The following is a 26,972-nucleotide window of genomic DNA, read 5'->3' on the forward strand; positions in this document are numbered from 1 at the left end:
TTCCTCTCTCGATTTCGCCCTCCACTCCCGGACCCTTTTGTCGTCGCCCCCCGAACCGCGGGTATGGCACGCATTGGCGAGCTCGTCGCGTACCCGCTGAAGTCGAACGACGGGGCGGCGGTCGACCGCGCCGACCTCGGGCCGAACGGCGCCCTCCGCGGCGACCGCACGTACGCCCTCGTCGAGGCCGGCGTCGACCCGCACGCGACCTCGGTCGGCGGCGACGGCGGCTACGTCAACGGGAAGCGCGAGCCGGCGGTCCACGGGCTCTCGGCGAGCTACGAACCGTCCGGCCCGACCGACGCGACGCCGACCGAAGTGACCCTCTCGCGCCCGGCGCGCTCCGAGACGGGGGCCGAGGCCGACACGCGGACCTTCGCGCTCCCCGGGGACCGCGAGGCGCTGGAGGCGTGGGTCGGCGAGTACCTCGGCTACGCGGTCGACCTCGTCCGCGAGCCGGACGGGGGCCTCCCCGACGACCGGGCGGCGCCGGGGCCGACGGTCGTCTCGCGAGCGACGCTGGAGGCGGTCGCCTCGTGGTTCGACGAGGTCGCCGACGCCACGGAGATGCGCCGTCGGCTCCGTCCGAACCTCGTGCTCGACGACTGCCCGGCGTTCTGGGAGGACCGGCTGTTCGCCGACCGCGGCGAGGCCGTGCGCGTCTCGGTCGGGGGGACCGAGCTGCTCGGCGTCAACCCCTGTCAGCGCTGCGTCGTCCCCTCGCGGGACCCGGACACGGGCGAGCCGATCGACGGGTTCCGCGAGACGTTTCTCCGGAAGCGCCGTGAGACGCTCCCCGAGTGGACCGAGAGCGACCGGTTCGACCACGACTTCCGGCTGATGGTCAACACGGTCGTCCCCGAGTCGGAGTGGGGATCGACGCTCGCGGTCGGCGACCGACTGACGATTGAGGGGGTCGTCGAGATCGCCGAGGAGGACGGGACCGTCGAGGTCGCCGAGAAGGACGGGACCGCCGCGACCAAGACGAGGGAGAACCCGTGACTCGACGGGGGACGCCCGGTCGGGAGAGCGCGGCCGCTCGGTCGACGGAGCGACGGATTTGGTACGGGTACGGTCAGCTGACCCGCGCCGAGAAGAGTCGCTTCGGCGTCTTCCTCCACGACACCACGCGGCTGTTCGCGGAGATCTCGGTGTTCTCGCTGCCCGTGTTACTGCTCGTGATGGAGTACCCGGCTACCGGGTGGTTCGACGCGAAGGCGACGGGGATCGTGGCCTGGCTCACCGCGGTGGTCGTCGGGACGCTCGTCCGGGGCGGCTTCGTTCGCCCGATAGCGACTCCGATCCCCGGGTGGGTGACCCTCTCGCCGTCGCTGCTGCTCGCGCGGGTCCCGTACTTCAACGGCGGACTGGCATTGGCGATCTTCGGCGGTCTCCGGGTGGAGCAGACGGTCGCGACCGTCGCTCCGGCGAGCGGGGGACTCGGCGTGGCCGCCGGGCTCGCGTGGGCGGCCGGCGCCGCGACGCTGCTCTCGCTGTGTTTCCCGTGGTTCGCGGAGCGGTGGCTCTCGGTCGTCGGGTGAGTCAGAGTCAGAACGCGGGACTGCGGCGCGGACGCCGGGCTCAGCGCCCGCCGTCGGTCATCGCGACCGGCTCGTCGTCCGCCGTCTCGGCCGGAGCGCCGCTCCCGTCGCGGGCGGGCTCCTCGACCCCCGCGGTGTCTGGCGTCGTCTCGCCGACGCCGAAGTGGTTCCAGAGCGTGACGCCGGCGACCGCGAACGCGACGAGGTCGTAGTGAACGGCGCCCTCGAAGGCCGTGAACGCGGCGAGCGTGCTGTACCCGAAGAGGGCGACGACGCTCCCGACGAACACGCTCTCGCTCGTGACCCGCCCGGCCGCCGCGGCCGCGAGCGACCGCTTGATTATCGGGCCGCAGGCGACGAGGAACGCGATCCCGGAGAGCGCGCCGAGGTTGACGAAGAAGTGCGTCGCCATCCGCGAGTCGAGCAGCGACTGCAGGTACGCGACCGTGAGCGGGTCGTAGAACAGCCACTCGATCCGGGTCGGGTACAGCACCGCGATGTACGGCGTCGCGACCATCAGCCCGAACAACACCGCGACGGCGACGCGGGCCGACGCGAACTGCGAGGCCCGCCGCGCCTCGAACGCTCGGTCGACGGGGTCGACGACGAGCCCACACGCCTCCAGCGTCTCCCGGAGGTCGTCGCGGGAGACCGACGGGTCGTGGTGGACGCCGACGGTGCCGTTTCGCCCGGTCGCCGACGCGGCGCTCACGCCCTCACGGTCGCGGAGGACGGCCTCTAACAGCCCCTCCCGGCGCTTCGTGTCGATCCCCTCCACCGAGAAGGTGTCGTGGACGTGCGGCTCGGGAACCCGCGCGACCCGCGGTCCGGCGTTTCCATCGGACGCGTCGGCCGCGGTCTCGCCGGTCGGGGCGTCGATCCCCCGATCGCGGACCACGGCGTCAAGCCGCGTCGCCCGCCCGTGGTGGTCGTCTGGCATGTGCGTCACATACACCCGTATCGGCATGAAACTTCCCCCGTTCGGAGGCGGTCCGGGGGCGAGCTCGCCGCGCGGACCGGGGTCGCCTGAGAGCGAGCGCTAGGAGTTGACCGACTCCATGTACGAGGTGACGATCATCTGTCCCTTCCGCGTGAGCGCGGCCCCGGCGTCCCCGTCGACGACGAGGTCCTCGTCGCGGAGCGTTTCGAGGACCATCTCCGTCTGGGTCACGTCGCCGGTGACCACGTCGGCGATGTTCGCCTCGCCCCCGGCGGAGTAGATCGACACGAGGATCTCCAGCTGTTCCTCCGTCGGATCGAACGCCTCGACGTCCTCCATCACCTCGTCGTACTCCAGCTTGATGTACCGACCGAGCACGTTCAGGATCCGCTTGTCGGGGACGGTCGCGATCGACGTCACGGTCTGGGTGTCCGGGACGTGGCGGAACACGAGCGCCGGGCGCTTCTTGTCGGCGATCGTGCGGTTCGTCCGCTCGTAGTCGATGACGCTCGACAGTTCCACCCTGAACGGGTCGGGGCAGTCGGCGAAGCCGATCGCGCCCGGCGAGAGGGTGATCGACGCGGTGTGGTCGGACGCGTCCGTGACGCGCCCGCCGAGCTTCGCCGGGTGCCGGACCGTCACCGTCACGCCGCGCAACAGGACCTTGAACAGCAGCCGGGTGAACCGCTCCATGTCGTCCGGCTCGCCCTCCACGAGGGCCGTGCGCCTGTCCCCGCCGTCCCGGTAGGCGATGGTCACGCTGTCGCTGAAAAACGACTGGAGGTCTCCGGGGACGGTGCCGACGACGACGTCGAACACCTTCGAGAGGGGGACGGTCGTCTTCGCGCCGTCGGTGGCGAGCACGAGCCGGCGCTGGCTCAGGAGGACGCGGCCCGACACTGGTTCGTCGCGTCCGAGGTCGGAGGTGTGGACGCGGCCGACGAAGTCAGCGACGACGGACTCTTCCATCGAACTTCGCTTGCGCCTCTCCGGTATTTACTGTTACTCCTGCTGTATCAGTCGTGATAACAAACCGACGAATCGAGAACGAACGTGTTCGGACGCTCGGGCCGGTTCGATCGCGCGGTAAAAGCGAGGAACAGCAAAGCCTAATGAGGTGGGCATCAAACCGACAGGTGATGCCCACAGTAGAATACCTCAACTACGAAGTGCTCGACGACCACGGCTGGTCGATGGACGACGACGACCTGTTCGAGGAGGCGGCTGACGCCGACCTCGACGCCGAGGACTACGGCTCCCTCGAAGTGAACCAGGGCGAGTACATCCTCGAATCCGCCGAGGCCCAGGGCTACGACTGGCCCTTCTCGTGCCGTGCCGGCGCCTGCGCGAACTGCGCCGCCATCGTGAAGGAAGGCGACATCGAGATGGACATGCAGCAGATCCTCTCCGACGAGGAGGTCGAAGACAAGAACGTCCGTCTCACCTGCATCGGCAGCCCGTCGGCCGACGAGGTCAAGATCGTCTACAACGCGAAACACCTCGACTACCTGCAGAACCGCGTCATCTAACGCCGCTTCGACCACGCCGAGGCCGCACTCACAGACGGTGTTCGATGTGGGTCACCCCCATCGGTGCCACCGTTTTTTCGGACGACTCGTCCCGCCGAGCGACCGCTCGGCTCCGAACCCGACTCCCACCTACCAGGCCGACCACGCGGTCAGGCTCTCGTCGCGGGCGTACACCCGCTTGAGATCCTTGGCGTACGCGAAGTCGCCCTCGTGATCCAGCTTCTCGTGGCGGTACTCGGGGGCGTCCTCGCGGATCTGGACGCCCTCGACGACGAACTCCTCCTCGCCGAAGGTCTCGGTCTCGCCGACGGTGAACTCGTAGTCGCCGGGGACGTTCACCTGCAGCGAGCGCGTCTGGTCCGCGTTCCCGTCCTTCGGGTGGAGCGTCACCGGGACCGTGACGTTGTCGACCGCGCGGGTCCACAGGGTCTCGACGGCCTCGATGTCGGCCTCCTCGACCCGCTGCTCCGGGCCGACCTCGATCCCGGTCACCCGGACCTGCATCAGGGCGTCGGGGGAGTCGACGACGAACTCCTCGCCGGTCGCGACGTAGGTGTCCGCGGGCACGTCCATCTCGGTCGAGAACGACTCCCCGTCCTGCGAGACGATGACCGTCAGCCCGACCGTCTCCTCCTCCGGGATCTCGGTCTTGTACGTGTGGTCGCAGTCGGTACAGCGGACGGTCGCCTGCCCGCCGGGGCGCAGCACTTCGTGGACGGTCTCCTCGCCCGACGAACACGACGGACAGACGAGACCGACTCGGTCTCCGGTTTCGGTCATTACGGCGTCGTATCCGCCGCTCGCGTAAATATCCGCCCCTGTGGCCGCGGTGCGTCACACGCTCGCGTGGGCCTCGCTCCGGGGTCGGTCCCCGGGGCGGGCGAGTAAGGAAACTGGTTTATCGGAGTCTGGGGAACGGTCGCCCATGATCGTACCCGGATCCAGCTCACAGCTGCTCGCGGCGGCGCTTGCCGAGGAGACGGGCCGGCCGCTGGCGACGCCGACCTACGACCGGTTCCCGGACGGCGAGGGGCTCGCGGCGGTCCCCGACTTCGCGGGCGACGAGGCCACGATCGTCGCCTCGACAGACGCCGACGAGGCGTGGGTCGAACTGCTCCAGCTGCAGGACGCCGTCCGCGAGGCCGGCGCCGAGCGCGTGACGACCGTGATCCCCTACATGGGGTACGCCCGACAGGACCAGTCGTTTGGCGACGGCGAGCCGGTCTCGGCGCGGGCGATGGCGCGGGCCGTCTCGACCGGGACCGACCGCGTCGTGCTCGTCAACCCCCACGAGGCCGGCGTCGCCGAGTTCTACGACGTGCCGGTCGAGACGGTCGACGCCGCGGGCGTCCTCGCGGCGCCGCTCCCGGCCGACCTCGCGGAGCCGCTGTTCCTCGCGCCCGACGAGGGCGCGGTCGGCATTGCGGAGACGGTCCGGGACGCGTACGGCGCGGGCGAGACGGACTACTTCGAGAAGCACCGCGACCGCGACACCGGCGCGATCGAGGTGTCGCCCTCGGACGCCGCCGTCGCGGGCCGGGACGTGGTCGTCGTCGACGACATCGTCGCCACCGGGTCGACGATGAGCGAGTCTGTGGCCGTCCTGAACGAGCGCGGCGCGGCGCGGGTGCTCGCGGCCTGCGTCCACCCCATGCTCGCGGCCAACGCCGTGACGAAGCTCCGCGGCGCCGGCGTCGACCGGATCGTCGGCAGCGACACGCTCGAACGCGGCTGCAGCGTCGTCAGCGTCGCGCCCGTCCTCGCGGACGCGCTCGAGTAGGTCTCCTCGGTTCCGTCGGCTTCCCCCGACTGGCGATCGGCTTCGGTGTTCCGTGCTGAATACACCGCGTGTATCTCGCACAACGCAGTGATCAGCCCCAGCCAATAGGATCGTTCAGTACAGGTGACTCACGGATCGCTCAAGACAGGTAACTCACGTACCGGTAACCCCCTGACTCTCCTGATATGTGTCAGGAACGCCGTGCGAGATACAGAGGATGGATGGAGCAAACCGACACGGTTTCTTCCAAGTTATCCGTGCTGAATCATCAGGTTAGTAGAATTGCGTATGAATCGGATAGAAACCAAAATGATCAAAAAGGCTCTGATCAGAATAGCTATATGTCGTATGAATCGCCGCCCCTTCCTCCAACAATTAGCAGTTGGAGGTGCCCTCCTCACGGCCGGATGTACCGCCATTAGAGAAGAGCCGGGGCCGTTCAACTTTGGCATCGTTAACCGTCGAGAACAGTCATATCACGTCGAGTACACCCTCTGGGACGACGCCGGTGAAATCGTTATCGACGGCTCCGTTGATATCGCACCTAGACCTCCCGATGGGGGGGAGTATACCGTGCTGGATTTCCCCGATCTCATTCGAGTCACCAATGGTGACGAAATCGACGCTCGAATACAGATTGACGGCGAAACGTTTGAAGACACATACGAAGTGACGTGCAACAGAAGTGAGAACGCCGAAAACAACTGGTTCTTCCAGATCCGCCACCCCGATGGGCCTACGACGAGCGAGACAGGAATGGAGTTCAATGGAAGTGAGTGTTGATTTTCCCTATGCGAGACGCTCTATTGGATTATCGTTCACCGGGGCCCCGTAGGCTATCACCTCATGCCGCATTCGCGCCCTGTATTCAGCAGGGGCTTGGCATCAGAAACAGTATCTGATATAACTCTTAGCAGTAGATTCGCAGGCGCGTTCTATCGGCTGATTCAGAGTTCAGTTAGAGAAAATAACCCCGTCCTCCTGCTGACTACACCTTCTGTATCCACAGATCCTCTTCTCTCTTCTGGCGGATTTCGACGGAGGTCGCTACTCGATCTCCCGAATCACTCGCGCCGGGTTCCCGCCGACGACGACGCGGTCCGGCACGTCTCTCGTGACGACCGCGCCCGAGGCGATCACCGCGCCGTCGCCGACCGTCACGCCGGGATTGAGCACGGCGCGCCCCCCGATCCAGACGTCGTCGCCAACCGTCACCGACTCGGCGCGCTCGCGGCCCGTCGCGCGCTCCTCGGGGTCGATCGGGTGCGTCGGCGTGTAAACGTGGACGCCCGGGCCGAGCAGGCACCGGTCGCCGAACGATATCCGGTTGGCGTCGAGGAACACGCAGCCGAAGTTCGCGAAGAAGTCGTCGCCGACGGCGACGTTGTAGCCGTAGTCGCACCGGAACGACGGATTGACCGCGGGGTCGTCGCCGACCGCGTCGAACAGCTCTCGCAGGAGCGTCTCGCGGTGCGCCGACTCCGCCTCGCTCGTCGCGCTGTACCGCCGGGCGAGGTCGCGGGCGCGCTCCCGATCGGCGACCAGCTCGGACGCGCTCGGGTCGTAGAGCTCTCCCGCGAGCATCCGCTCCGTCTCGGTGGGCATACCTCACCGAACGCGCCCCGGCGGATAGCCGTTTCCGTCGGGCGGCGGCCGGGTGTCTCTCTTTTAAACCGCCGTCACCCACGCCCGGTAGTCGTCGTCGAGCTCGTACACCTCGCGGAACGCGCGCTCGATGAACCCCGCCACGCGGTTCGCGTCCGACCGGGCGGTGACGACGGCGTTCGTCCCCTCGGCCTCCTCCGGGCTCACCAGCTCGTCGATCCGGAACTCCGGGAACTCGCCGAGCAGGGCCTTCAGCCGGTCCAGCTCGTCGTCGGTGCAGTCGAGGACGAGCTCCGTGCCCGCGAGCTGGACCCACGGCGGCACCTCGCCGCCCTCGGTGGTGTCGCTGTCGGGGTCGGCGTCGACGGTCATCACCTCGCTCGACCGCGCGCGGTGGGCGGTCGCCGCGTCCGCGTACAGCTTCAGCCGCTCTCCCTCGGTCGCGGCGTCGAATCTGGTCATGCCCGCACGTCGTCGCCGCCGGCTCTTAAAAAGCCGCACCGCGGACCGGACCGGGGGGCCGGTCGTCGCGTCCGCGAGCCGTCCCTCGGCCGTCACGCCGGTTAGTTCGCCAACTCGACTACTTCGCCGACTCGACCGCAGTCTCGACGAGCGACCGCGCCGTCGAGAGCAGCGCCGACGCGTCCTCCGGGTCGCGGGCCTCGGCGGTCAGCCGAATCAGAGGCTGCGTCCCCGACGGGCGGACCAGGAACCAGCCGTCCGCGGTCTCGACCCGAACGCCGTCGAGCGCGGTGACGTCGTCGTAGCGCTCGCGGACCAGCCCGTCGACGGCGTCCATCGCGGCGTCTTTCGCGTCCGTCTCGACCGTCTCGCGGCGGATCGGGTACCGGTCGATCCGCGCGAGCCGGTCCGAGATCGGTTCCGCAGCGGCGAGGACCGCGAGCTTCACCGCGGCGAGCGGGCCGTCGGGACAGAGCGTCTCCCCGGGGAAGATCCAGGCCCCGGAGGGCTCACCGCCGAACGCGACGGCGGGGTCGCGGGTCCGCTCCGCGACGTACACGTCGCCGACGCGGGTGTGAACGACCTCCGCGCCGACGGCCGCGAGGGCGTCGTCGACGGCGAGGCTCGTGTTGACCGGGGCGGCGACCCGGTCCCCGGAACCCGCCTCCTCCCGCCCGAAGAGCGCGAGCAGCAGGTCGCCGGAGACGAACTCGCCGTCGTCGGCGACGGCCATCATCCGGTCCGCGTCGCCGTCGTGGGCGATCCCGAGGTCGGCGCCCACGGCGGGGACCGTCGCCGCGAGCGTCGTACACGTCTCCGCCGTCGGCTCGCTCGGGCGGGCGGGGAACCTGCCGTCCGGCCGGTCGTTGATCGTCTCCACGTCGACGCCGAGCTCGTACAGCGCCTCGGCGGTCACGCCGCCCATACCGTTCCCGACGTCGACGACGACGGACAGCGAGGAGAGCTCTGCGGTCCCCGCCGACGCGTCGCGCCGGCCCGCCTCGACCAGCGCCTCGCGGTGGCGAGCGGTCGCGTCCGCCCACGTTCGGCGCGTCCCCTGCTCGTCCCACGCCGCGAGGTCGAAGTCGGCCTCGCGTATCCGCTCGGCGACGTCTTCCTGCTGTGTCGTCGAGAACGCCTGTCCCGACGGCGTCCAGAGCTTGATCCCGTTGTCCTCCGGGGGGTTGTGCGAGGCGGTCACCACCACGCCGGCGTCGGCGTCTCGGTCGGCGATCCCCCGGGCGACCGTCGGCGTCGCCGCCAGCCCCGCGTCGACCACGTCGGTCCCGGTCTCTTGGAGGCCGGCGACGAGCGCGTCTCGGAGGGTCCGCCCCGAGTCGCGCGCGTCCCGTCCGACCAGCACTCGGTCGGCGTCCGTTCCGACGGCTCGTCCCACGTCGAGCGCGAGCGACGCGGTGATCGACTCGCCGACTCGGCCCCGGATCCCGCTCGTTCCGAACATGAGGTCGACAACCGTCCGAACGGATATGTAGGCGTCGACCGTTTCCGCCGGCGCCCCCGTCGATAACCCGCGGGTAACGCGCCCGCGGCCGACCGGCCGTCCCGCCGAGGCGGTTAGCCTGCGTATAGTAAGGCGTTGCGGGGCGGTCCTCTCCGACGAGATGCGATTCGACCATCAAACGATCGACGATTCTCCCCCGTGCGGGCGCCTCTTCGTGTGCGAGCCCGTCGACCTCGTCGGCGACGGCCTCCCGGACCTCATCGTCGGCGGGATGGGCGCCGAGGACCTCCCGGTGTTGGGCGACCGGTCGGTGCCGCTCGTGGGACGGCTGTTCCGGCGGCTGGAGAACAACCTCTTCTGGTACGAGAACCCCGGGCGAGGGAACCACGACGGCGACGCGGCGTGGACGCGTCACACGATCTCGTCGGCCTCGGACCTCCACGCGCTCGGCGCGACGCTCGGCGACGTGAACGGGAACGGGCGGCTCGACCTCATCGTCGGTCAGGGGTTCGGCGGGAGCGACGTCTACTGGTTCGAACAGCCCGCCGACCCGCGGGAGACGTGGACGCAACACCTGATCGCCGACGACTTCTCGAAGTACCACGACCTCGCGTTCGGCGACGTCGACAACGACGGGGAGCCCGAGGTCGTCGGCGCGTCACAGGAGAGCGAGACGGTCTTCTACTACGACGTCCCCGACGACCCCGCGCGCTCCCCGTGGCCGAGCGACTGTCTCACGGTCGTGAGCCGGAACACCAACGTCGAGGGGCTCGCGATCGCCGACCTCGACGGCGACGGCGACAACGAGCTCGTCGCGGGAACGGCGGTCTACCGGCAGGTCGACGGGGACGCGGCCGCCGGCGCCGGGGTCGGCGACCCCGCCCGCGACGACGCGATGGAAGCGGACGGGAGCGGGCGGGCGAACGGACAGCACGCGGTCGCCGGCGGAGACGCCGGGGGCGGCGCCTCCGTCTCCGGCTCCGAGTCGGCCGCTCCCTCCGGCCCCGCCTCCGGGGACGCGTCCGGCCCTGCCTCCGGGGACGCGTCCGACCACGCCTCCGAGGGCGCGTCCGACGTGTCGGCCGGCTGGACCCGGGAACACGTGGTCACCGGGTGGGACTGGACGCGGGTCGCCGTCGGCGACGTGGACGACGACGGCGAGCCGGAGCTGGTGTTCGCGGAGGGCGACTCGCCGCTGCTCGGCGAGCACATGGGCCGCGTCGGGTGGTTCGACCCGCCGGACTGGGACGCGCACGTCCTCCACGACGACCTGTACTGCCCGCACACGGTCCAGCTCGCCGACTTCGACGGCACCGGATCGCTCGACATCTACGTCGCGGAGATGGGCGCCGGGGAGAACGACGAGACCGCACAGCACGTCCTGTTCCGGAATCAGGGCGGCGGGGAGTTCAGGGAGACCGTCGTGGAGAGCGGGGTGCCGACCCACGAGGCGAAGGCCGTCGACGTCACCGGAAACGGGCGGCCCGACCTCCTCGGGAAGTCGTGGGAGCCGCACGCGCACGTCGACGTCTGGTACAATCGCCCGTAACATGTTCCCGAACGCGACGCTCCGCGAGCGGCTGCCGATATTTAAAAGCGGACCGGCCGCCGCGGACTCGGACGCCGGCGACCGTTCCGATGCCGACTCGGACGCCGGCGACCGCTCCGCCGCCGACGCGAGCGATCCGCTCGTCACCGTGGTCGTCACGACGTACAACCGCCCCTCGTACCTCCGCGACTGCGTCGAGAGCGTGCTCGACCAGACGTACGAGCCGATCGAGCTCGTCGTCGTCGACGACTGCTCCGACACCCCCGCGAGCGAGACGCTGGCGGGCGTCGACACCGACGCGCTGGCCGGGTACCGGTGCGTCCGACACCGGACGAACCGCGGCGTCAACGCCGCGCGGAACACGGGCATCGAGGCCGGGAACGGGGCGTACGTCGCCTTCCTCGACGACGACGACCGATGGGTCCCGGAGAAGGTCGAACGGCACGTGGAGGCGTTCGCGGCGGCCGACGACGACGTCGGCGCCGTCTACTCGGGGATGAAGGCGATCCGCGAGGACGGCGAGAGCGAGGAGCTGCCGCCGCGGATCGACGGCGACCTGACGAAGGCCCTGCTGTGTCGGAACGTGGTCGGGTCGATGTCGGTCGTGACGGTCCGGGCCGACATCGCGGAGTCGATCCCGTTCGACGAGGAGTTCGAGGCGTGGGCCGACCTGGAGTGGCTCATCCGCGTCTCCCAACGGACCGCGTTCGTCCGGCTCCCCGAACCGCTCGTCGTCTACGAGTACACGTCGCACGGTCGACTGAGCGACGACTTCGAGAAGAAGCGCCGCGGCTACGACAGCTTCCTCGAGCGGTTCGACGACGTCGCGGCGGCGTACGGCCGGCCCTTCCGCCGGAAGATGCGCGCGTGGGCCGCGTTCCGAGCCGGGTCGTCGGCGCTGTACACCGGTAACTACGGCGAGGCGCGCCGGCTCCTGTCCACCGCGGTCGCGCGGTACCCCTTCGAGCCGCGCTTTTTCACGTACCTGTTCGCGTCGCTGGGAGGCCGCCCCACGCACCTCCTGGCGCGCGGCATCTCCCGGTCGCTCGGGTGACCGCCCGCGGCGACATCGTCGACGTGTCGCAGCCGAGCCGACGGGCTCCGTCTCCCCGGGAGCGAACGGGGCTCGCGTGTGAGCCGAAGATCCGGGGACGGCGCCGCTCGGCGACGCCGCTCGCGCAGTTATAATCGATCGAACGAGTGTCGGACGGGAATCGGACGGGAACCGCATAAGATTTGAACAAGAGTCGGACGGGAACCGAACAGTGCCGAGCGTGCCTCGCCGAGGCGGGCCGACGCCTCACTCGAGCCGATCGGAGACGAACTCCAGAAGCGTTTCGACGCGGTCGTCGCCGCGGTAGGCGACGGCCCCGCGCTCCCGGTCGAATTCGATCACCTCTGCGTCCGCCAACATCGGCAGATGCGTGTGGTGCAGTTCGATGGCGGTCTGCCCGTCGTCGGTCGGTCGGTCGCGCGATTCGATCGCTTCCGCGAGGTCGTCGACGCCGACCGCGCGGCTATCGGTCGCGTGCAGGTGGCGGAGTATCGCCCGACGCTCGGGGTCGGCGACGGCTCGGAGCAGCGTTTCGGTCGAGGCGGTCTGGGTTTCTGTGTGCATTCTGTGTCCCACCATGTTCGGACGGGACAGTCGCTCGCAGGAACATGGATACCGTACTGTTCGTTCGTGACCTGATAATGGGGGGTATTCACCTCGATCATCACACCCATCCGAGAGGATAGGCCGTGCCTACCGGTTCGCGTCGCGTCGTCGGTCTCGGGTTGTCACCGCTTAACAAATATTTGGGTGGGATAACGGTGAGGTCATGCACTGCCCTTCCACCGCTGCGAACGCGACCGCCGGGGTCTCGACTGTCGGGACGCGCCCGTCGATCGAGGCGGCCGAGGCGAGCCGGCCGGCCGAGGTGACGGAGCGATGACCGGGATCACGGAGATCGGAAACGGGCGGGTCGTCACGCCCTCGGGCGTCCTCGAGGGCGGGCGCGTCGTGATCGCGGGCGACCGAATCGTCCGGGTCGATCGGCGGTCCGCGGGCGACTCCGCGAGGGCGACGACCGTCGACGCCGACGGTCGGGTCGTGATGCCCGGCATCGTCGACCTCCACGGCGACGACATCGAACACCACCGCTCTCCCCGGGCCGGCGCCAGCGTCGACACCCGGACCGCCCTCACGGCGGCCGACCGCGCCAACGTCCTCCACGGGATCACGACCAAGTTCCACGCCGTCGCGTTCGAGGAGTCGCCGGACGACGGGCGGACGCTCCGGACCGCGGAGGCGGTCGCCGCCGAGATCAGCCGGGCGGAGTACACCCTCGGCGACAACCGCCTGCACGCCAGGTGCGAGCTGGCGGGCGAGAGCGCCGACGCCGTCGAAGGCGTCATCGACCGGTTCGGGATCGACCTCCTCTCGGTGATGCACCACGCTCCCGGCGACGGGCAGTACGACGACGCCGAGTTCGAGCGCCACTACGTCGAGGACCGGAACTGGCCGGCGGAGAGCGTCGACGACGTGATCGAGACCCGGCGGTCGTTAGACCCGGCCGACCGCGACGACCGCATCCGCCGGATCGCCGGGCTCGCGCGGCGCGCCGGCGTGCCGCTGGCGTCCCACGACGACGAGTCCGCGCGCGACGTGGACCGGATGGCCGACCACGGCACCGACATCAGCGAGTACCCGCTCACGCGCGGCGCAGCGCGGCGCGCGACCGACCTCGGGCTCGCCACCGTGATGGGCGCCCCGAACCTGGTCCGCGGCGGGAGCCTCTGGGACAACCTCGGCGCGCGCGACGCGATCGACGACGGACTCGTCGACGTGCTGTGCGCCGACTACCACCCGCCCTCGCTGCTCGCGGCGCCGTTCGTCGACACCGGCGAATCGCTGTCGACGCGCGTGAACCGCGTCACTCGCAACCCGGCGGCGGCCGCCGGGCTCGACGACAGGGGCCGGATCGCCGAGGGTGCGCGAGCGGACCTCATCGTGGTCGATCCCAGCGAGACGCCGACCGTCGACCGCGCGTTCGTCGCCGGTACGGAGGCCGTCCGAACCGACCGCACCGCGACGACCGAACGGCGAACGCCGCCGGCCGGGTCGTGAGCGTGGGGTCGACCGAGTCGTGAGCATGGGGTCGACCCGGTCGCGAGCGCGCCGCCCCGCCGCCGCTACCGAGTCGGGCCGGCGCCGACGCTCTCGGTCTGCCTGCGGAACGACCGAATCGCGGACCCGAAAAGGGGAGGGGGAGCACGAAGTGCGAGGACCGGTACCACAGCGGAGGCGGGCCGCCCGGGGTCATGGACGTTCACGTCCGACTGCGGTACGACTCTCGATTAAACTCGGGAGGACTTTGCTATATAACATCTAAAACCGATATGGTATAATTATCAGACCTGACATGAATGTCGCGAGCTCCGACGGGTCGGGCGTCGCCGGCTCACGACCGGTTCTTTCACGCAGACAGGTCCGAAATTACTGGTTTGAGACGTGAAAACCGGAGGAATCCTCCGCTATCTCTCAGCCAAATCGACACTGTTTATAAAATGGAGGCGTTGACTACGGCAAGGCACACATCTCATGACCAGTTCCGATGCAGAACGTCGACAGCCGTCAGCCGCGACCCGCGGGTCGCCGGTCACTCGAGTTCCGATGGGCGACGAGACCTCTGCGACAGTCGCGGTCGTGCGCGCCGTCGCCGAGGCCGAGGGCGCGTCGCCGGGTGATCTCCCCTTGTTGAGCGACGTGATCGATCCCGAGGCGTTCGACGCGCTGTTCGACGACGACCGCGCCGGTCGGTCCGGCGTCCGCTTCTCGTTCGACTACTGCGGCTACGTCGCCACCGTCACCGACGACGTCGTTGAGCTGGACGTTCGGTAACGCCCGAAGGGGCTTCTGCGTCCGTCGTTCCGCCCGTCACTCGGCGTTCGCGTCGTGGTGGACGGGCGCCGCCGGGTAGCCGGTCGGCGCCCGCTCGGTAGGTCGCTCCTAACGAATCTCGCGAGATCCGCGGCGCGTGTCTCTCGACGGGCGTCGACCGAAAGGTTCCGCATTACAATCAGTACCGGCGCCACAGGCAGGGCATGGTCCGACCTTATTTCGGAGCCCGCCACCGGAGCCGGGCAGCCGATCGCATCGCTGCGGCCGATCGCTCGCGGACGGTTCGGGGGACCGCGACGTGTCCGTGAGCTCGTTCGATCAGGCGGTCGTCCTCGCGGCGGGCGAGGGGAGCCGCATCCGGCCGCTGACTCGGTACCAGCCGAAGCCGATGCTCCGCGTCGCGGGCCGGCCGATACTGGAGTACCCGCTCGACGCGCTGGACGCGTTCGGCGTCGAGGAGGTCGCGATGGTCGTCGGCCACGCGAAGACGCGGATCCAGAACCACTTCGGCGACGACTACCGCGGCCTCGACCTCACCTACCTGACCCAACAGAGCCAGCTGGGCAGCGGTCACGCGCTTCAGGTCGCCGCGGGCCACGTGAGCGACGAGTTCCTCGTCGTCAACGGCGACAACGTCATCGACGAGGCGATGGTGCGCGGGACCGCGGAGCGGTACGCGGAGTCCGGCGCGACCGCCGCGCTGGCCGTGACCTCCGCGTCGGACGCGACCGAGTACGGCACGGTCGGCGTCCGCGACGGCCTCGTCGACCGGATCGACGAGAGCGACGACGGCGGGTCCGGGCGGGTGAACACCGGCGTGTACGCCTTCGACGAGTCGATATTCGACGCGCTGGACCGGACCGGGTTCGAGAGCGGCGAGCGGCCCCTCACCGCCGCGATCGACGAGCTTCGGGGGCCGGTGGTCGCCGCCGCCCCGAACGGCGTCTGGTTCGACTCCTCGTACCCGTGGGACCTGCTGGAGACCAACGAGACACTGCTGTACTCGCACCCGGACCTCGTCGCCGCGGACCGGCCCGTGGACGACTCCGCGCGGGTCCACGAGTCGGCGGTCATCGGCGACCACGTCCTCGTCGGTCCCGACTGCAAGGTCTCGGCCGGCGCGGTCGTCCGGAACGGGACGTGCCTCCACGCGAGCACCACCGTCGGCGAGAACGCCGTCCTGGAGGGGTCCATCGTCGGTCCCGACGCCCGGATCGGCGCGGGCGCGGTCCTGCGGGACACGATCGTCGGCGGCGGCGCGACGATCGGCGACGGCACGGTCTCGCCCGGCCGGTCCGCGACGCTCGTGCTGGACGGCGTCGAGTACACCGACCGTCGGCTCGGCGGCATCGTCGCCGACCGCGCGACGGTCGGGTCGAACGTCACGGTCACGCCCGGCTGTCGGGTCGGCCCGCGGGCGACGGTGGGCTCCGGCGTCGCGCTCAGACACGACGTCCCCGAGGGCGCGGAGGTGATGGGCTGATGTGCGGCATCACCGCCCGCGTCGGGACGGGGGACGCGGTCGACGAACTCCTCTCGGGGCTCCGCAACCTCGAGTACCGCGGCTACGACTCCGCCGGGGTCGCCACGGTCACGCCCGACGGGCTCGACGTCATCAAGCGCTCCGGCGAGATCGACGAGCTGTGCGAGGCCGTCGAGGCGACCGCGGTGCGCGGCGCGACCGGGATCGGCCACACCCGGTGGTCGACGCACGGTCCGCCGACGGACGCGAACGCGCACCCCCACACCGACTGTCTGGGGCAGGTCGCGGTCGTCCACAACGGGATCATCGACAACTACACCGAGCTCAAAGACGAGCTCTCGACCCACGATTTCACGAGCGACACGGACACCGAGGTCGTGCCGCACCTGATCGAGGAGCTCCTCTCGGCCGGCTACCCGCCGGAAGAGGCGTTCCGGCGCGCGGTCGACAGGATCTCCGGGAGCTACGCGATCGCCGCGGTCTTCGAGGGGAGCGACGCCGTGTACGGGACCCGGTCCGGCTCGCCGCTGGTCCTCGGTCGGTCCAGCGACCGCTGTTACCTCGCGAGCGACGTGCCGGCCTTCCTGGAGTACACCGACGAGGTGGTCTACCTCCAGGACGACGACGTCGTCGTGATGGACCCGGACGGCTACGACATCACCGACACCGACGGCGTGGCCGTCCAGCGCGAGGTCGAGACTGTCGACTGGGACCCCGAGGACGCCGGAAAAGGGGGGTACGACCACTACATGCTCAAGGAGATCTACGAGCAGCCGACCGCGCTCCGGCAGGCGATCCGGGGGCGGAGCGACCCGCTCGAGGGCCGGGCCGAACTGGAGGAGCTCGCGGACGACGCCTTCGAGGGGATCGAGTCGGTCCACCTCGTCGCGATGGGCACGTCGTACCACGCGGCGCTGTACACGCAGGCGCTGCTCGCCGACCGGGGGATCCCCGCGCAGGCGTTCCTGTCGGGCGAGTACGGGTCGAACCCGCCGCCGACCGACGACCGCACGCTCGTGGTTGCGGTCACCCAGAGCGGGGAGACCGCCGACACGCTCTCCGCGATCCGGAGCGTGCAGGGGACGGGCGCGCACACGCTGGCGGTGACGAACGTCGTCGGCTCGACGGTCACCCGCGAGTGCGAGGACACCGTCTACATCCGCGCCGGCCCGGAGATCGGCGTTGCCGCGACCAAGTCGTTCTCCTCGCAGGTGGCGACGCTGGTCCTGTTGAGCGAGCGGCTGAGCCACGACATCGTCGGGGGGACCCCGCGGGCGACCGCGGACCTGCTGGAGGCGCTCTCGGTGCTGCCAGACGACGTCCAGCGCATCCTCGACGAGTCGACGGCGGAGACCGTCGCGACCGAGTACCACGACAGCGACTCGTACTTCTTCATCGGCCGGGGGGTCGGGCACCCGGTGTCGTTGGAGGGGGCGCTGAAGTTCAAGGAGATAACCTACGACCACGCGGAGGGGTTCTCGGCGGCGGAGCTCAAGCACGGGCCGCTGGCGCTCGTCACCGAGGACACGCCGGTGTTCGCCGTGTTCACCGGACGCGACGACACGAAGACGCTCCACAACGTCAAGGAGATCCGCGCCCGCGGCGCGCCCGTCGTCGCGGTGGCCGCCGAGGGGACCGACCGGATCGAGGAGTACGCCGACCACGTGCTCGATATCCCGAACACCCACCCCGACGTGGCGGGCGTCCTCGCGAACGTCCAGCTCCAGCTCGTCTCGTACCTCGCCGCGAACGAGCTCTCGCGGCCGATCGACAAGCCTCGGAACCTCGCGAAGAGCGTCACCGTCGAGTGACGCGCCCCTCGCTTCCAGCAGTTTAATACCCCTCGGCCGCGAACACGGTGTAGGGACGCCGGTCGCAACCGCAAACCAGCTTGTGTGCCAGCACCTGTGTTCTGCGACGTCCGGGGTCCCTCTCTTACCCGCCGAGCGACAGCCACGTCGCTCGACACTCCGGACCGCTCGACGCACTCGCTCTCGACTTCGCCCGTACTCCCGCCGACTTCGCCCGTACTCCCGCCCGAAAGGCACCGCCTACTAAACCGGGCGTCGGGCCAACCGGGAGCCATCATGGATGCACAGCGGGTGCTCGTTACGGGAGGCGGCGGATTCATCGGCGGGGCGCTCGTCGACTCGCTCCGCGGTGACACCGAGGTCACCGTGCTCGACACGGATCCGGGGACCGACGTGCCGACCGACGTCCGGACGATCGAGGCCGACGTCCGGGACCGAGAGGCCCTCGACGAGGCGGTCGCCGGGGTCGACGTGGTGTTCCACCAGGCCGCCCTCGTGAGCGTCGCCGACTCGGTGGCCCGACCGCTGGAGAGCCATTCCGTCAACGCGACCGGGACCCTTCGCGTGCTGGAGGCCGCCCGGGCGCACGACGCGCGCGTGGTCCTCGCGTCGAGCGCCGCGATCTACGGCGATCCCGACGGCGTTCCCGTCGCGGAGACGGCGGCGCTCGACCCCACCTCGCCGTACGGGCTCCAGAAGCTCGCGAGCGACCACTACGCCCGGCTGTACCACGAGCTGTACGGCGTGGAGACCGTCGCGCTCCGGTACTTCAACGTGTACGGCCCCGGCCAGACCGGGGGGGACTACGCCGGCGTCATCGAGGCGTTCCTCGAACAGGCGCGCGCCGGCGACCCCCTGACGGTCCACGGCGACGGCGGGCAGACCCGGGACTTCGTCCACGTCGACGACGTGGTCCGGGCGAACCGGCTCGCGGCCGAGACCGACGCCGTGGGGGCCGGCTACAACGTCGGCACGGGCGAGTCGGTGACGATCGCCGAACTCGCCGAGCGCGTGCGGGCGGCCGTCGGGAGCGACTCGCCGATCGTCCACACCGACGCGCGCGAGGGGGACGTTCGGCACAGCAGGGCGGACATCTCCCGCGCGCGGGCCGACCTCGGCTACGAGCCGACCGTCGACCTCGCCGCGGGACTCGACACGCTCACCCGAGGGGCGTAGGGCGACGACCGCCGCGGGGACTTAGCGAGTCCGTAACAATACCTCCGAGCGCGGTACGCCGGGACAGTGACACGCCGCGTCCGACCGGGACGGGCGATCGCCCCGATCATGAACCCACAGCTCGCTTCGACCCGACGACGGACGGCTCCACGGGCCGACCGGTCGACCGGTCGCCCGGCCGATGGGCCGACCGGTCGAGGAACGGCAACTGAACGACGCGCGACCCGACGGTCCTCGCCGACTCGACCGCGGGTCCCGGCGCGATAGCGCATGGCGGACGACTCCCCGCGCGTCGCCGTCGTCTCCCAGCACTACCCGCCCGACCGGTCCGGCAACGCCTCGCGGGTGAGCGACACCTGCGAGCACCTCGCCGAGGGCGACTGGGACGTCACGGTGTTGGCCCCGCCGCCGACGTTCCCGCACGGCCAGTTCTCCCGCTCCTGGACGCGCGAGACCACGGAGACGGTCGACGGCGTCACCGCGCACCGGCTCTGGGCGTGGCAGCCGGCGTCGGAGGACCCCGGCTTCCTCGCTCGGATGGCGTACTACCTCCTGTTCCCGCTGCACGCGCTCTGCTGGCTGCTCGTTCATCACCGCGAGTACGACGCGATCGTCACCTCCTCCCCGCCGATCTTCACCGGGCTGGCCGGGCTCCCCTTCGGCCTGCTGGCGGACACGCCGTGGGTCGTGGACGTCCGCGACCTCTGGATCGACGCCGCCGTCGGCCTCGGCTTCATCGACGAGGGGAGCGCGGTCGAGCGCGCGAGCAGGTGGTACGAGGCGCTCGTCCTCCGGACCGCGGACCGCGTCACCGTCACGACGAGGGTGCTCGGCGAGGACCTCGTCGACCGGTACGGGATCGACGAGGGGTCGGTCCGGCACCTGCCGAACGGGGTCGACACCGAGACGTTCCGACCGACTGAGGCGGACCGGGAGCCGACCATCGTCTACGCCGGGAACGTCGGCCACGCGCAGGACCTGGACGCCTGCGTCCGCGCCATGTCGTCGGTCGAGACGCCGGACGCGACCCTCCGGATCGTCGGCGACGGCGACACGAGGGACCGGCTGGAGCGGCTGGTCGCCGAGGAGGGGCTGGGCGACCGCGTCGAGTTCACCGGGCTCGTGCCGCGGGAGCGGATCCCGGAGGTCCTCGACGGCGCGATGATCGGTGTCGCCCCGCTGAAACGCGACGACACGCTGGCGTACGCGGTGCCGACGAAGGCGTACGAGTACATGGCCTGCGAGCTCCCGGTCGTCGCCACCGGCGTCGGGGAGGTCGAGACGCTGATCGAGGAGTCGGGCGGCGGCCTGTTCGTCGACAACGACGCGGAGCGGCTCGCGGCCGCCTTCGACGACCTGCTGTCGGACCCGGAGCGGCGGGCCGCGCTCGGCGACAGCGGGCGGACGCACATGGTCGAGCGGTACGACCGCGGGGTCGTCGCTCGCGAACTCGGCCGGGTCCTCGACGAGGTGGCCGGCCGATGAGCGACTCGTTCCGAACGCCGGCGGAGCGGCGCGAGGTCGCCGACGACGCGCCGGCACCGCCGGCGGGAGACCGCGGCGGTTCGGACCGGAACCGCGGCGGCGAGGACGACGGCCGCGGGCTGCTCCGGCGCCCCGGGGACTGGTCGGTCGCGGCTCACACGATCTCCAACATGAAGGCGGTCCAGCTCGCCGGCATCCTCGAGCGCCGCCTCCGGCACGCCGTCGTCCCGCGGCTGCCGATCGACTTCGACGAGCGGTACGACCGGCGCGTCCCCGACGATCCCTCGATCGCTCCCGCCCCGATCCGCGCCAACCTCGACCGGCTCCGGGCGAGCCTCTCCGAGGCCGAGCGCGCGGACGCCCGCGAGGCGGCGAAGGAGGCGGCAGACGGGCGGTACACGTTCCTCGACCGGACGATCGCGTTCGGCGACCGCATCGACTGGGAGCGCGAGGAGATCGACGAGCAGCCGATCTTCTGGCGGCTGAAGCTCGCCTCGTTCGAGGGGTTCGAGCGGCTCGTCCTCGGGTGGGAGTCGACGACCGGGCTCGACGAGGTCCGGTCGCGGCTCGAAGCGGAGGCGTTCGACTGGGACGCGTCGAGCCCGATCGGCGAGGCGGCGTACCTCCGGCGCTCGTGGACCCCCCACTCGGTGTCGCTCCGGATCCTCCACTGGGCCCGCTACATCGCCTGGTGCGACGGCGACGACGGGACCGAGGTCCCCGACCGGCTGGTGCGGATGACCTACCGGAACGCGCTGTTCCTCGCGAACCACGTCGAACACGAGATCGGCGGCAACCACCTGATCGAGAACGCGGCGGCGCTGATCGCGGCCGGCGTGCTCTTCCGCGACCACGACACCGGGTGGGTGCGGACGGGACGGGAGCTGCTCAAGCGCGCCGGGAACGAGCAGTTCCTCGCCGACGGCGGTCACTTCGAGCGGAGCCCGATGTACCACGTCACGGTCCTCCGGCGGTACGCGACCGCGACCGACCTCCTGTCCGCGGTCGGGCACCCGACGACCGCGGTCGGGACGGTCGCCGAACACGCCATGGGCTTCCTCTCGTCGCTCGCGGAGCCCTCGGGGGAGATCCCCCTGCTGAACGACTCGGTGCGCGGGGAGGCGATCCGCGCGCGATCCTGTCTGGCGTACTGCCGGGCGTGCTCGCTGACGCCGACGGTCCGGTCGCGCCACCACCCGGCGGGCTCCGGCTACCGGACGCTCACCGCGGGGGACGGGACCCTGCTCTTCGACGTCGGCGACGTGGGGCCGCCGCACCTCCCGGCGCACTCGCACAACGACCAGCTCGGGGTCCTGCTGTGGGTCGACGGGCGACAGGTGCTCGCGGACACCGGCGTGTACGACTACGGGGCGAACCCGCGCCGCCAGTACGCCCGCAGCGCGGCGGCCCACAACACCGCCCAGTACGACGGGATCGAACCGATCCCGACCGCCGGCAGCTACATGCTGGGCAAGCGCACGAGCGTCGCCGTCGAGGCCGACGAGGGCGACCGGATCGCCGCCAGTCACGCCCGGCGCTCGCTCGGCGGCCCCTCGTACGAACACCGGCGGTCGGTGGCGACGAGGGGGGCGTCGGGATCGTCGGCGTCAGGCGGGGCGCCGGGGTCAGGCGGGGCGACGCCGTCGGGCTGGCGGATCGTCGACCGCGTCACGGGCGACCCGGACGCGACGTACACGGTCCGCTACCACTTCCACCCGGGCGTCGAGGTGCGCGGGGAGCCCGTGGCCCGCGCCGAGGCGGCGACGGACGCCGAGCCGGACCCCGACGGCGAGCTTCGCTCCGGGACCGACGGCCTCGACATCCGCGCCGACGGCGACCGGCTCGCGTCGATCCGATTCCCCGGGACGGAGCGCGTGCGACTCGCGGAGTCGCCGTACTTCCCCCGGTACGGCCGGGAGCGGCTCCGGCCGATGATCGCGGTCACGAAGCCGGCGGGCGACGAGGTGCGGACGATCCTGTCGATCGACCCGGAAGAGGGGTAGCCCGACACCGCTCGTTCTGAGATAAGCAACCACCCCGCGACCTCGAGACACGTACTCCCGCCATCGATCACGAAGCGCTCACGCTCGATAGGGTCCGATACGGGTCCGATAAAATGGTCCCCACTCCGCGGCGTCGCGTCTAGAACTCGTCTTTGAGCCGGACCTCGTCGTCGGTCACCGTGTGCACGCGGTTCTTCTCGAGGGGATAGTCGTCCTGGTCGGCGTCGCCCCAGCCGAGCTTCGAGCGGATGGTGTCGGTGAGGCCCGGGTCAGCGTCCACGTACGCGGTGCCGGATTTGACCTCGGTGATCATCCCGACCTTCTCGCCGTGGGAGTCGACTACCGCTTTGCCTTCGTCGTCGTTAGTGATGTGATCTCGCTCCATCTCGTCCGAATATATTCCTCACGTGCATATAGTTATAAAGAGAATAGCTATTTCACAAGAAGAATCGACCCGTGTTGCGACGGCCAGCATTTATTTATATTCTCATAATCTTATACATTTTTCTGTGTTTATATTTAAAACTTAACTATCACCAAATACGATAAAATCTTTTTTTACCACTGGAGACGTCCGTATTCAGATGGGCGATACGCGAGAGTTCTACTACGAGCCGGACGAGAACGAGGAGCTAAGCACGGAGGTCGTTACGGCGATCGCGAGGGCTCACGACGAGGACGTGATCGACCAGGAGTGGATCATCAGCGACGACATCAACACGAACGCGCTCGACGGCCTCTTCCAGGAACGCAACCTCAAAATGACCCTCCGGTTCGAGGCGGACTCGACGACGGCGACGATCATCGCCGACAGGGACGGAAACCCGGTCATCAAAATCGAATCGCACCGCTGAGGCGGTGCCGTTCACCGGTCGCGGTCGTCCCCGGACGAGGTCGCCTCGCGGACCGGGTCCAGCCCCTCGGCCACCGAGTCGAGGTGGCTGATACCGACCACGGCGACGACGTCGTTCGCCTCCCGGAGCCGGGAGAGCCGATCGGCCATCTCCTCTTCCCTGGCCGCGTCTTCGAGGCGAGAGGCCCGCGAGCGGCTCGCGGTCCGAAACGCGCGCATGAACGAGTCGGCCCGGCGCACCTGCGCGCGCTCGTCGCGCGCCTGCTCGGCGGGCGCGTCAGCGCGGTCGACGTCGTGCGGGACCGGCGAGTCGACCTCCAGTCGGATCGCGGCGCGGTCGCCGATCGCCGCCGCGGCGCGACAGGTGAGCGCGTGTCTCGTCGTTTCGGCCACGCTCGATAGCACGTTCCGAACCGTCCGTCGCGAGGGGCGCTCCCGGAGCAGCGTCACCCCCAGCCGGCGGAAGAAGCCGGCGTTCGGCCGGTCGATACCGACGGTCGCGTCCGTGGCGGCGGCCCGAATCGCCGCGCTCATCTCGCCGCCGAAGACGGGCGGGGAGCGGTCGGTGTCCGCGTACTGCTCGAACAGCGGGATCGAGATCTGCGGCAGTTCCAGCGCGAGCACGTCCGGGTCGAGCGCCGTCACCACCTGTCGAACGCGGTACGCGCTCGCCGGGTGGTCGTGGACGACCCCGACGAGCGTGACCGTCCCCGCGTCGCTCGGCACCCGGTGCACGTGCTCGCCGGTGAGGCGCGGGTCCGAGTCGACGTCGACGGCCGGTGAAGAGCCCATTATGAAGGGATTACCTCCTCTTAGCGCGAGCCTATTTAAATCCGTCCACGAGCCGCGGGCCGACGTGTCAACGCCGAGTCGGGACGCCGGGCCGCCTCAGCCGAGCTCCGCCGCCAGCCGCCGGAGGAACGCCTCCAGTCGTCGTCCCACGACCTCGGGCGCGTTCTCTCGCGCGACGCGGTCGCGGCCGCGCTCCCCGTACCGGCGCCGGGTCTCGGGCTCCGCGAGGAGGGAGGAGACGGCCTCGCGGAGCGCCCCGGGGTCCTCCGGGTCGATCAGGTAGCCGCTCTCGCCGTCCTCGACCTGTTCGCGCATCCCGAACGCGTCGTTCGCGACGACCGGGAGCCCGGCCTCCTGTGCCTCCAACACGACGCGCGGGTAGCCGTCGAGGTACGAGACGTAGACGAAGGCGTCCGCCAGCGCGTAGAGGTCGGCGACGCCGTCGACGAACCCCAGCGCGTGGATCCGCCGCCGCGCGTCCGGGTCGTCCACGCGCTCGTCGAGGACCGACCGGAGCTCAGAGGCGTACTCGCCGCCGCCGGCGACGACGTACGCGAGGTCCCGGTCGGCTTCGAGCAGCGGGAGGAGCTCCTCCAAGGCCGTCTCGACTCCCCGGAGCTTCGCCCGGTACTTCAGGTTCGTCACCGTCAGCAGGACGCGGTCGGCGTCGATCCCGAACCGGTCGCCGCCGGTTGCCGGTTCCGTCTCGCCGGCTCCCGCCCCCGCGCCTCCCCCCGGCGCCGGCACGGGCACGTTTCCGATGCGCTCGGGGGGACACCCGGTCCGCCGGCGGACGACCTCCCCGAGCTGCTCCGACACGACGACGAACCCGCTCGCGCGGGAGAAGACGAACTCGTCGACCCCGAGGATCGCGCGGTAGCCCGCGGCGCGACCCCACTCGCCCTCGCGTTTCGCCTCCCGGATCCCGTTCTCGAACCGCAGCCACGTGTCGCCCACGAGCCGGTCGACCACGGGGACGCCGCGGCGGTCCGCCAGCAGCGTGACCAGCGCGCCCATCGCCTCGTAGCAGTCGAGCAGGACCGCGTCGGGCTCGTGCGCCGCGAGCGCCCGGCGCGTCCGCCGGACGGTGGTCGCGGCCCGCGAGGGGAGCGACCCCCCGTCGTCGACGCTGACGACCGCGACGTCGAGGTCCGTCTCGCGAAGCGGTTCCACGACCTCCTCGGGTCGGTGGGAGGTGAAGACGAGGAGGGAGAGGTCGGTCGGCTCGCTGTCCGAGCCGGTCGGACCGTCTGACGCCCGCCCGTCGTCCGCGTCCCTCATTCGATCGCCTCCTCGTGAAGCCGCCGGACCCGCTCGGCGTGGGCCTCCCACGTCCATCCCCGTTCGAGGAGCCTGTCGCGGCCCGCCCGGCCCATCGCTCGGGTGCGGTTCCGGTCCGCGAGCAGCGACCGGAGGCCGGCCTCCAGCCCGTCGGCGTCGGTCGGCTCGACCAGCAGGCCGGTCTCGCCGTCGACCACCTGCTCCGGAACCCCGCCGACGGACGACGCCAACACGGCGGTCTCGCTCGCCATCGCCTCGTAGATGACGGTGGGGCGCCCCTCCGTGTGGCTCGGCAGCCACAGCACGTCGGCGAGCGCGAACCACCGGCGGAGCGCGACCGGCGGGAGGCCGTCGAACACGAGCCGCGGCGACCGCCCGGTGTCGGCGAGCGCGTCGCGCACCTTGTCGGCGAGGTCGCCGCCGTTGCCGACGAAGACGAACGTCGCGTCCGGGTCGTCGACGCGCCGGACGACGTCGACCGCCTCCTCGACCCCCTTGCGCTTCAGGAACTGCCCGACGAAGAGGACGACCGTCGCGTCGGGCGCCACGCCCAGCTCGGTCCGGAGCGCCTCGCGCCGGTCGACCGGGAAGCGCTCCGGGTCGGCTCCAAGCGGGACGGTCGAGACCTTCGCCGAGTCGGTCAGCTCGCCCGCTCGCTCGGCGAGCGCGTCGCTCACGCAGAGGACGCCGGTCGCCTCGTCGAGCGTCTCGCGGACGCGCTCGCGGACCCCCCGGGCGAGGTCGTCGTAGGTGTTGAGGATCGTGCCGTGGGCGACGACGAACAGCGGGAGGTCGTGCTCGCGGACGTACGGGAGGACGCCGTACCCGTCGAGGTAGATGTGGCAGGCGTGGACCACGTCGGGGGTCTCGAACGCCCGGTCCGCGTACGGCGGGACCCGGCGGGCGAAGGAGTCGCCGGCCAGCCCGTAGAAGAACCGCTTGGGGAGTAGGTACCAGAACCGGGGGTGGTGGACCGCGTACGCCCCCCAGTCCTCGACGGTCGGGATCGACCCGTACTCGGCGTGCGGGCCGACCGGCGGGGCGAACGGCCGGGGCGACACCGCGTTCACGCCGACGCCGCTCTCCGCGAGCGAGCGGAGGATGCGGTGGTTGAACAGGCCGTTGTAGCGCTCGATCGTGTCCGGGTGGTTGACGGCGCTCGCGAGGATGGAGTACATTCGGGACGGCTCGACCGCCCCTCCGTCTGGAGCTGATAAAGGTATCCACCGGTTATCGGCGGATCGGCGGCGCTCTCGACGGCCGGCACGCCCCTCCGTCCGCGGATTAGCGTCTCGGTAACGAAGCCTCCGCGGCCGCTCTTCTCCGGTATCTAC

The 26,972-nt window shown here is 70.4% G+C and carries 26 protein-coding genes; 15 read left to right on the top strand and 11 right to left on the bottom strand.

The features are described 5' to 3' along the window. Window positions 1-63: 63 nt before the first annotated feature. Both C468_RS05685 and C468_RS05690 read left to right on the top strand, forming a co-directional pair. Window positions 64-1,002: an MOSC domain-containing protein gene (locus C468_RS05685; RefSeq protein ID WP_008847920.1), complete on the top strand. Its 939-nt coding sequence runs from the start codon at window positions 64-66 to the stop codon at window positions 1,000-1,002. Beyond that, window positions 999-1,541: a hypothetical protein gene (locus tag C468_RS05690; protein ID WP_008847921.1), complete on the top strand. Its 543-nt coding sequence runs from the start codon at window positions 999-1,001 to the stop codon at window positions 1,539-1,541. Before C468_RS05685 ends, C468_RS05690 begins: the two co-directional genes overlap by 4 nt. 40 nt (window positions 1,542-1,581) lie before the next feature. Here the strand turns inward: C468_RS05690 and C468_RS05695 are convergent, their stop codons facing one another. Further along, on the bottom strand, window positions 1,582-2,481 hold the full coding sequence (locus tag C468_RS05695; protein WP_008847922.1) for a hypothetical protein: 900 nt from the start codon (window positions 2,479-2,481) through the stop codon (window positions 1,582-1,584). Between the two features lie 99 nt (window positions 2,482-2,580). Then, entirely contained in the window at window positions 2,581-3,450 is an 870-nt protein-coding gene (locus C468_RS05700) for a CheF family chemotaxis protein (protein WP_008847923.1), read from the bottom strand. A gap of 170 nt (window positions 3,451-3,620) precedes the next feature. Here C468_RS05700 and fer point away from each other — a divergent pair, with 170 nt between their 5' ends. Beyond that, window positions 3,621-4,010, top strand: coding sequence for a ferredoxin Fer (fer, locus tag C468_RS05705; protein ID WP_008847924.1), 390 nt, complete (start codon window positions 3,621-3,623; stop codon window positions 4,008-4,010). 129 nt (window positions 4,011-4,139) lie between these two features. Here fer and C468_RS05710 read toward each other — a convergent pair whose 3' ends face one another. Next, window positions 4,140-4,790, bottom strand: a complete 651-nt coding sequence (locus C468_RS05710; RefSeq protein WP_008847925.1) for an HVO_0476 family zinc finger protein — start codon at window positions 4,788-4,790, stop codon at window positions 4,140-4,142. Between the two features lie 145 nt (window positions 4,791-4,935). Between C468_RS05710 and prs the strand changes: the two genes are divergently transcribed. Together prs and C468_RS05720 are read left to right on the top strand one after the other, a co-directional pair. Further along, window positions 4,936-5,790, top strand: a complete 855-nt coding sequence (prs, locus tag C468_RS05715; RefSeq protein WP_008847926.1) for a ribose-phosphate diphosphokinase — start codon at window positions 4,936-4,938, stop codon at window positions 5,788-5,790. Window positions 5,791-6,078: 288 nt separating this feature from the next. Then, window positions 6,079-6,573 (top strand): hypothetical protein, encoded by a 495-nt coding sequence (locus C468_RS05720; RefSeq protein ID WP_161609723.1) that lies wholly within the window; start codon window positions 6,079-6,081, stop codon window positions 6,571-6,573. Window positions 6,574-6,837: 264 nt separating this feature from the next. Here C468_RS05720 and C468_RS05725 read toward each other — a convergent pair whose 3' ends face one another. The 3 genes from C468_RS05725 to glmM all read right to left on the bottom strand — a co-directional run bounded on the left by C468_RS05725 (window position 6,838) and on the right by glmM (window position 9,319). After that, complete coding sequence (locus C468_RS05725; RefSeq protein WP_008847928.1) at window positions 6,838-7,395, bottom strand: sugar O-acetyltransferase; 558 nt, start codon at window positions 7,393-7,395, stop codon at window positions 6,838-6,840. 63 nt (window positions 7,396-7,458) lie between these two features. Then, window positions 7,459-7,857, bottom strand: a complete 399-nt coding sequence (locus C468_RS05730; RefSeq protein WP_008847929.1) for a hypothetical protein — start codon at window positions 7,855-7,857, stop codon at window positions 7,459-7,461. A 118-nt stretch (window positions 7,858-7,975) separates the two neighbouring features. Continuing rightward, complete coding sequence (gene glmM / locus C468_RS05735; RefSeq protein WP_008847930.1) at window positions 7,976-9,319, bottom strand: phosphoglucosamine mutase; 1,344 nt, start codon at window positions 9,317-9,319, stop codon at window positions 7,976-7,978. 160 nt (window positions 9,320-9,479) lie between these two features. Between glmM and C468_RS05740 the strand changes: the two genes are divergently transcribed. After that, window positions 9,480-10,868, top strand: a complete 1,389-nt coding sequence (locus C468_RS05740) for an FG-GAP repeat domain-containing protein (protein ID WP_008847931.1) — start codon at window positions 9,480-9,482, stop codon at window positions 10,866-10,868. 1 nt (window position 10,869) lies between these two features. Beyond that, entirely contained in the window at window positions 10,870-11,922 is a 1,053-nt protein-coding gene (locus C468_RS05745) for a glycosyltransferase family 2 protein (RefSeq protein ID WP_008847932.1), read from the top strand. 246 nt (window positions 11,923-12,168) lie between these two features. Here C468_RS05745 and C468_RS05750 read toward each other — a convergent pair whose 3' ends face one another. Beyond that, on the bottom strand, window positions 12,169-12,486 hold the full coding sequence (locus C468_RS05750) for a DUF7344 domain-containing protein (RefSeq protein ID WP_008847933.1): 318 nt from the start codon (window positions 12,484-12,486) through the stop codon (window positions 12,169-12,171). A gap of 315 nt (window positions 12,487-12,801) precedes the next feature. Between C468_RS05750 and C468_RS05755 the strand changes: the two genes are divergently transcribed. The 7 genes from C468_RS05755 to C468_RS05785 all read left to right on the top strand — a co-directional run bounded on the left by C468_RS05755 (window position 12,802) and on the right by C468_RS05785 (window position 22,712). Beyond that, a complete protein-coding gene (locus C468_RS05755) occupies window positions 12,802-13,980 on the top strand; it encodes an alpha-D-ribose 1-methylphosphonate 5-triphosphate diphosphatase (RefSeq protein ID WP_008847934.1) in 1,179 nt (392 codons plus the stop codon). 546 nt (window positions 13,981-14,526) lie between these two features. Further along, the gene (locus C468_RS05760; RefSeq protein ID WP_008847935.1) at window positions 14,527-14,754 is read left to right on the top strand and encodes a HalOD1 output domain-containing protein; all 228 of its coding nucleotides are present in this window, start codon (window positions 14,527-14,529) and stop codon (window positions 14,752-14,754) included. Between the two features lie 304 nt (window positions 14,755-15,058). Then, window positions 15,059-16,237, top strand: a complete 1,179-nt coding sequence (locus tag C468_RS05765; protein WP_049912110.1) for a sugar phosphate nucleotidyltransferase — start codon at window positions 15,059-15,061, stop codon at window positions 16,235-16,237. Further along, window positions 16,237-18,048, top strand: a complete 1,812-nt coding sequence (glmS, locus tag C468_RS05770; RefSeq protein WP_008847937.1) for a glutamine--fructose-6-phosphate transaminase (isomerizing) — start codon at window positions 16,237-16,239, stop codon at window positions 18,046-18,048. The genes C468_RS05765 and glmS overlap by 1 nt, the downstream gene beginning before the upstream one ends. Window positions 18,049-18,324: 276 nt before the next feature. After that, entirely contained in the window at window positions 18,325-19,224 is a 900-nt protein-coding gene (locus C468_RS05775) for an NAD-dependent epimerase/dehydratase family protein (protein ID WP_008847938.1), read from the top strand. A 270-nt stretch (window positions 19,225-19,494) separates the two neighbouring features. Beyond that, window positions 19,495-20,709 carry a glycosyltransferase family 4 protein gene (locus tag C468_RS05780; protein ID WP_008847939.1) on the top strand — a complete coding sequence of 405 codons (1,215 nt, stop codon included), beginning with the start codon at window positions 19,495-19,497 and terminating at the stop codon, window positions 20,707-20,709. Beyond that, entirely contained in the window at window positions 20,706-22,712 is a 2,007-nt protein-coding gene (locus tag C468_RS05785) for an alginate lyase family protein (RefSeq protein ID WP_008847940.1), read from the top strand. The genes C468_RS05780 and C468_RS05785 overlap by 4 nt, the downstream gene beginning before the upstream one ends. A gap of 139 nt (window positions 22,713-22,851) precedes the next feature. Here C468_RS05785 and C468_RS05790 read toward each other — a convergent pair whose 3' ends face one another. Next, on the bottom strand, window positions 22,852-23,097 hold the full coding sequence (locus tag C468_RS05790) for a hypothetical protein (protein WP_008847941.1): 246 nt from the start codon (window positions 23,095-23,097) through the stop codon (window positions 22,852-22,854). Window positions 23,098-23,296: 199 nt separating this feature from the next. On the opposite strand from C468_RS05790, the gene C468_RS05795 reads away from it, so the two are divergent. Then, a complete protein-coding gene (locus tag C468_RS05795) occupies window positions 23,297-23,566 on the top strand; it encodes a HalOD1 output domain-containing protein (protein ID WP_008847942.1) in 270 nt (89 codons plus the stop codon). A gap of 11 nt (window positions 23,567-23,577) precedes the next feature. Here the strand turns inward: C468_RS05795 and C468_RS05800 are convergent, their stop codons facing one another. The 3 genes from C468_RS05800 to C468_RS05810 all read right to left on the bottom strand — a co-directional run bounded on the left by C468_RS05800 (window position 23,578) and on the right by C468_RS05810 (window position 26,816). Beyond that, entirely contained in the window at window positions 23,578-24,357 is a 780-nt protein-coding gene (locus C468_RS05800) for a hypothetical protein (RefSeq protein WP_008847943.1), read from the bottom strand. Window positions 24,358-24,453: 96 nt separating this feature from the next. Beyond that, entirely contained in the window at window positions 24,454-25,638 is a 1,185-nt protein-coding gene (locus C468_RS05805; RefSeq protein WP_008847944.1) for a glycosyltransferase family 4 protein, read from the bottom strand. After that, the gene (locus C468_RS05810; RefSeq protein WP_008847945.1) at window positions 25,635-26,816 is read right to left on the bottom strand and encodes a glycosyltransferase; all 1,182 of its coding nucleotides are present in this window, start codon (window positions 26,814-26,816) and stop codon (window positions 25,635-25,637) included. The genes C468_RS05805 and C468_RS05810 overlap by 4 nt, the downstream gene beginning before the upstream one ends. Between the last annotated feature and the right edge of the window lie 156 nt (window positions 26,817-26,972).

This window comes from Halorubrum kocurii JCM 14978 (assembly GCF_000337355.1).
Taxonomy (GTDB): Archaea; Halobacteriota; Halobacteria; order Halobacteriales; family Haloferacaceae; genus Halorubrum; species Halorubrum kocurii.

Bases quoted from the DNA above. Each gene is read 5' to 3' on its own strand.
- C468_RS05775 (WP_008847938.1), top strand. From the start codon at position 18,325: ATGGATGCACAGCGGGTGCTCGTTACGGGAGGCGGCGGATTCATCGGC.
- C468_RS05695 (WP_008847922.1), bottom strand. From the start codon at position 2,481: ATGCCAGACGACCACCACGGGCGGGCGACGCGGCTTGACGCCGTGGTC.
- C468_RS05700 (WP_008847923.1), bottom strand. From the start codon at position 3,450: ATGGAAGAGTCCGTCGTCGCTGACTTCGTCGGCCGCGTCCACACCTCC.
- glmM (WP_008847930.1), bottom strand. From the start codon at position 9,319: ATGTTCGGAACGAGCGGGATCCGGGGCCGAGTCGGCGAGTCGATCACC.
- C468_RS05805 (WP_008847944.1), bottom strand. From the start codon at position 25,638: ATGAGGGACGCGGACGACGGGCGGGCGTCAGACGGTCCGACCGGCTCG.
- C468_RS05800 (WP_008847943.1), bottom strand. From the start codon at position 24,357: ATGGGCTCTTCACCGGCCGTCGACGTCGACTCGGACCCGCGCCTCACC.
- C468_RS05685 (WP_008847920.1), top strand. From the start codon at position 64: ATGGCACGCATTGGCGAGCTCGTCGCGTACCCGCTGAAGTCGAACGAC.
- glmS (WP_008847937.1), top strand. From the start codon at position 16,237: ATGTGCGGCATCACCGCCCGCGTCGGGACGGGGGACGCGGTCGACGAA.
- C468_RS05780 (WP_008847939.1), top strand. From the start codon at position 19,495: ATGGCGGACGACTCCCCGCGCGTCGCCGTCGTCTCCCAGCACTACCCG.
- C468_RS05720 (WP_161609723.1), top strand. From the start codon at position 6,079: ATGAATCGGATAGAAACCAAAATGATCAAAAAGGCTCTGATCAGAATA.
- C468_RS05795 (WP_008847942.1), top strand. From the start codon at position 23,297: ATGGGCGATACGCGAGAGTTCTACTACGAGCCGGACGAGAACGAGGAG.
- C468_RS05710 (WP_008847925.1), bottom strand. From the start codon at position 4,790: ATGACCGAAACCGGAGACCGAGTCGGTCTCGTCTGTCCGTCGTGTTCG.
- C468_RS05740 (WP_008847931.1), top strand. From the start codon at position 9,480: ATGCGATTCGACCATCAAACGATCGACGATTCTCCCCCGTGCGGGCGC.
- C468_RS05760 (WP_008847935.1), top strand. From the start codon at position 14,527: ATGGGCGACGAGACCTCTGCGACAGTCGCGGTCGTGCGCGCCGTCGCC.
- C468_RS05725 (WP_008847928.1), bottom strand. From the start codon at position 7,395: ATGCCCACCGAGACGGAGCGGATGCTCGCGGGAGAGCTCTACGACCCG.
- C468_RS05745 (WP_008847932.1), top strand. From the start codon at position 10,870: ATGTTCCCGAACGCGACGCTCCGCGAGCGGCTGCCGATATTTAAAAGC.
- C468_RS05730 (WP_008847929.1), bottom strand. From the start codon at position 7,857: ATGACCAGATTCGACGCCGCGACCGAGGGAGAGCGGCTGAAGCTGTAC.
- C468_RS05755 (WP_008847934.1), top strand. From the start codon at position 12,802: ATGACCGGGATCACGGAGATCGGAAACGGGCGGGTCGTCACGCCCTCG.
- fer (WP_008847924.1), top strand. From the start codon at position 3,621: ATGCCCACAGTAGAATACCTCAACTACGAAGTGCTCGACGACCACGGC.
- C468_RS05790 (WP_008847941.1), bottom strand. From the start codon at position 23,097: ATGGAGCGAGATCACATCACTAACGACGACGAAGGCAAAGCGGTAGTC.
- C468_RS05810 (WP_008847945.1), bottom strand. From the start codon at position 26,816: ATGTACTCCATCCTCGCGAGCGCCGTCAACCACCCGGACACGATCGAG.
- prs (WP_008847926.1), top strand. From the start codon at position 4,936: ATGATCGTACCCGGATCCAGCTCACAGCTGCTCGCGGCGGCGCTTGCC.
- C468_RS05785 (WP_008847940.1), top strand. From the start codon at position 20,706: ATGAGCGACTCGTTCCGAACGCCGGCGGAGCGGCGCGAGGTCGCCGAC.
- C468_RS05750 (WP_008847933.1), bottom strand. From the start codon at position 12,486: ATGCACACAGAAACCCAGACCGCCTCGACCGAAACGCTGCTCCGAGCC.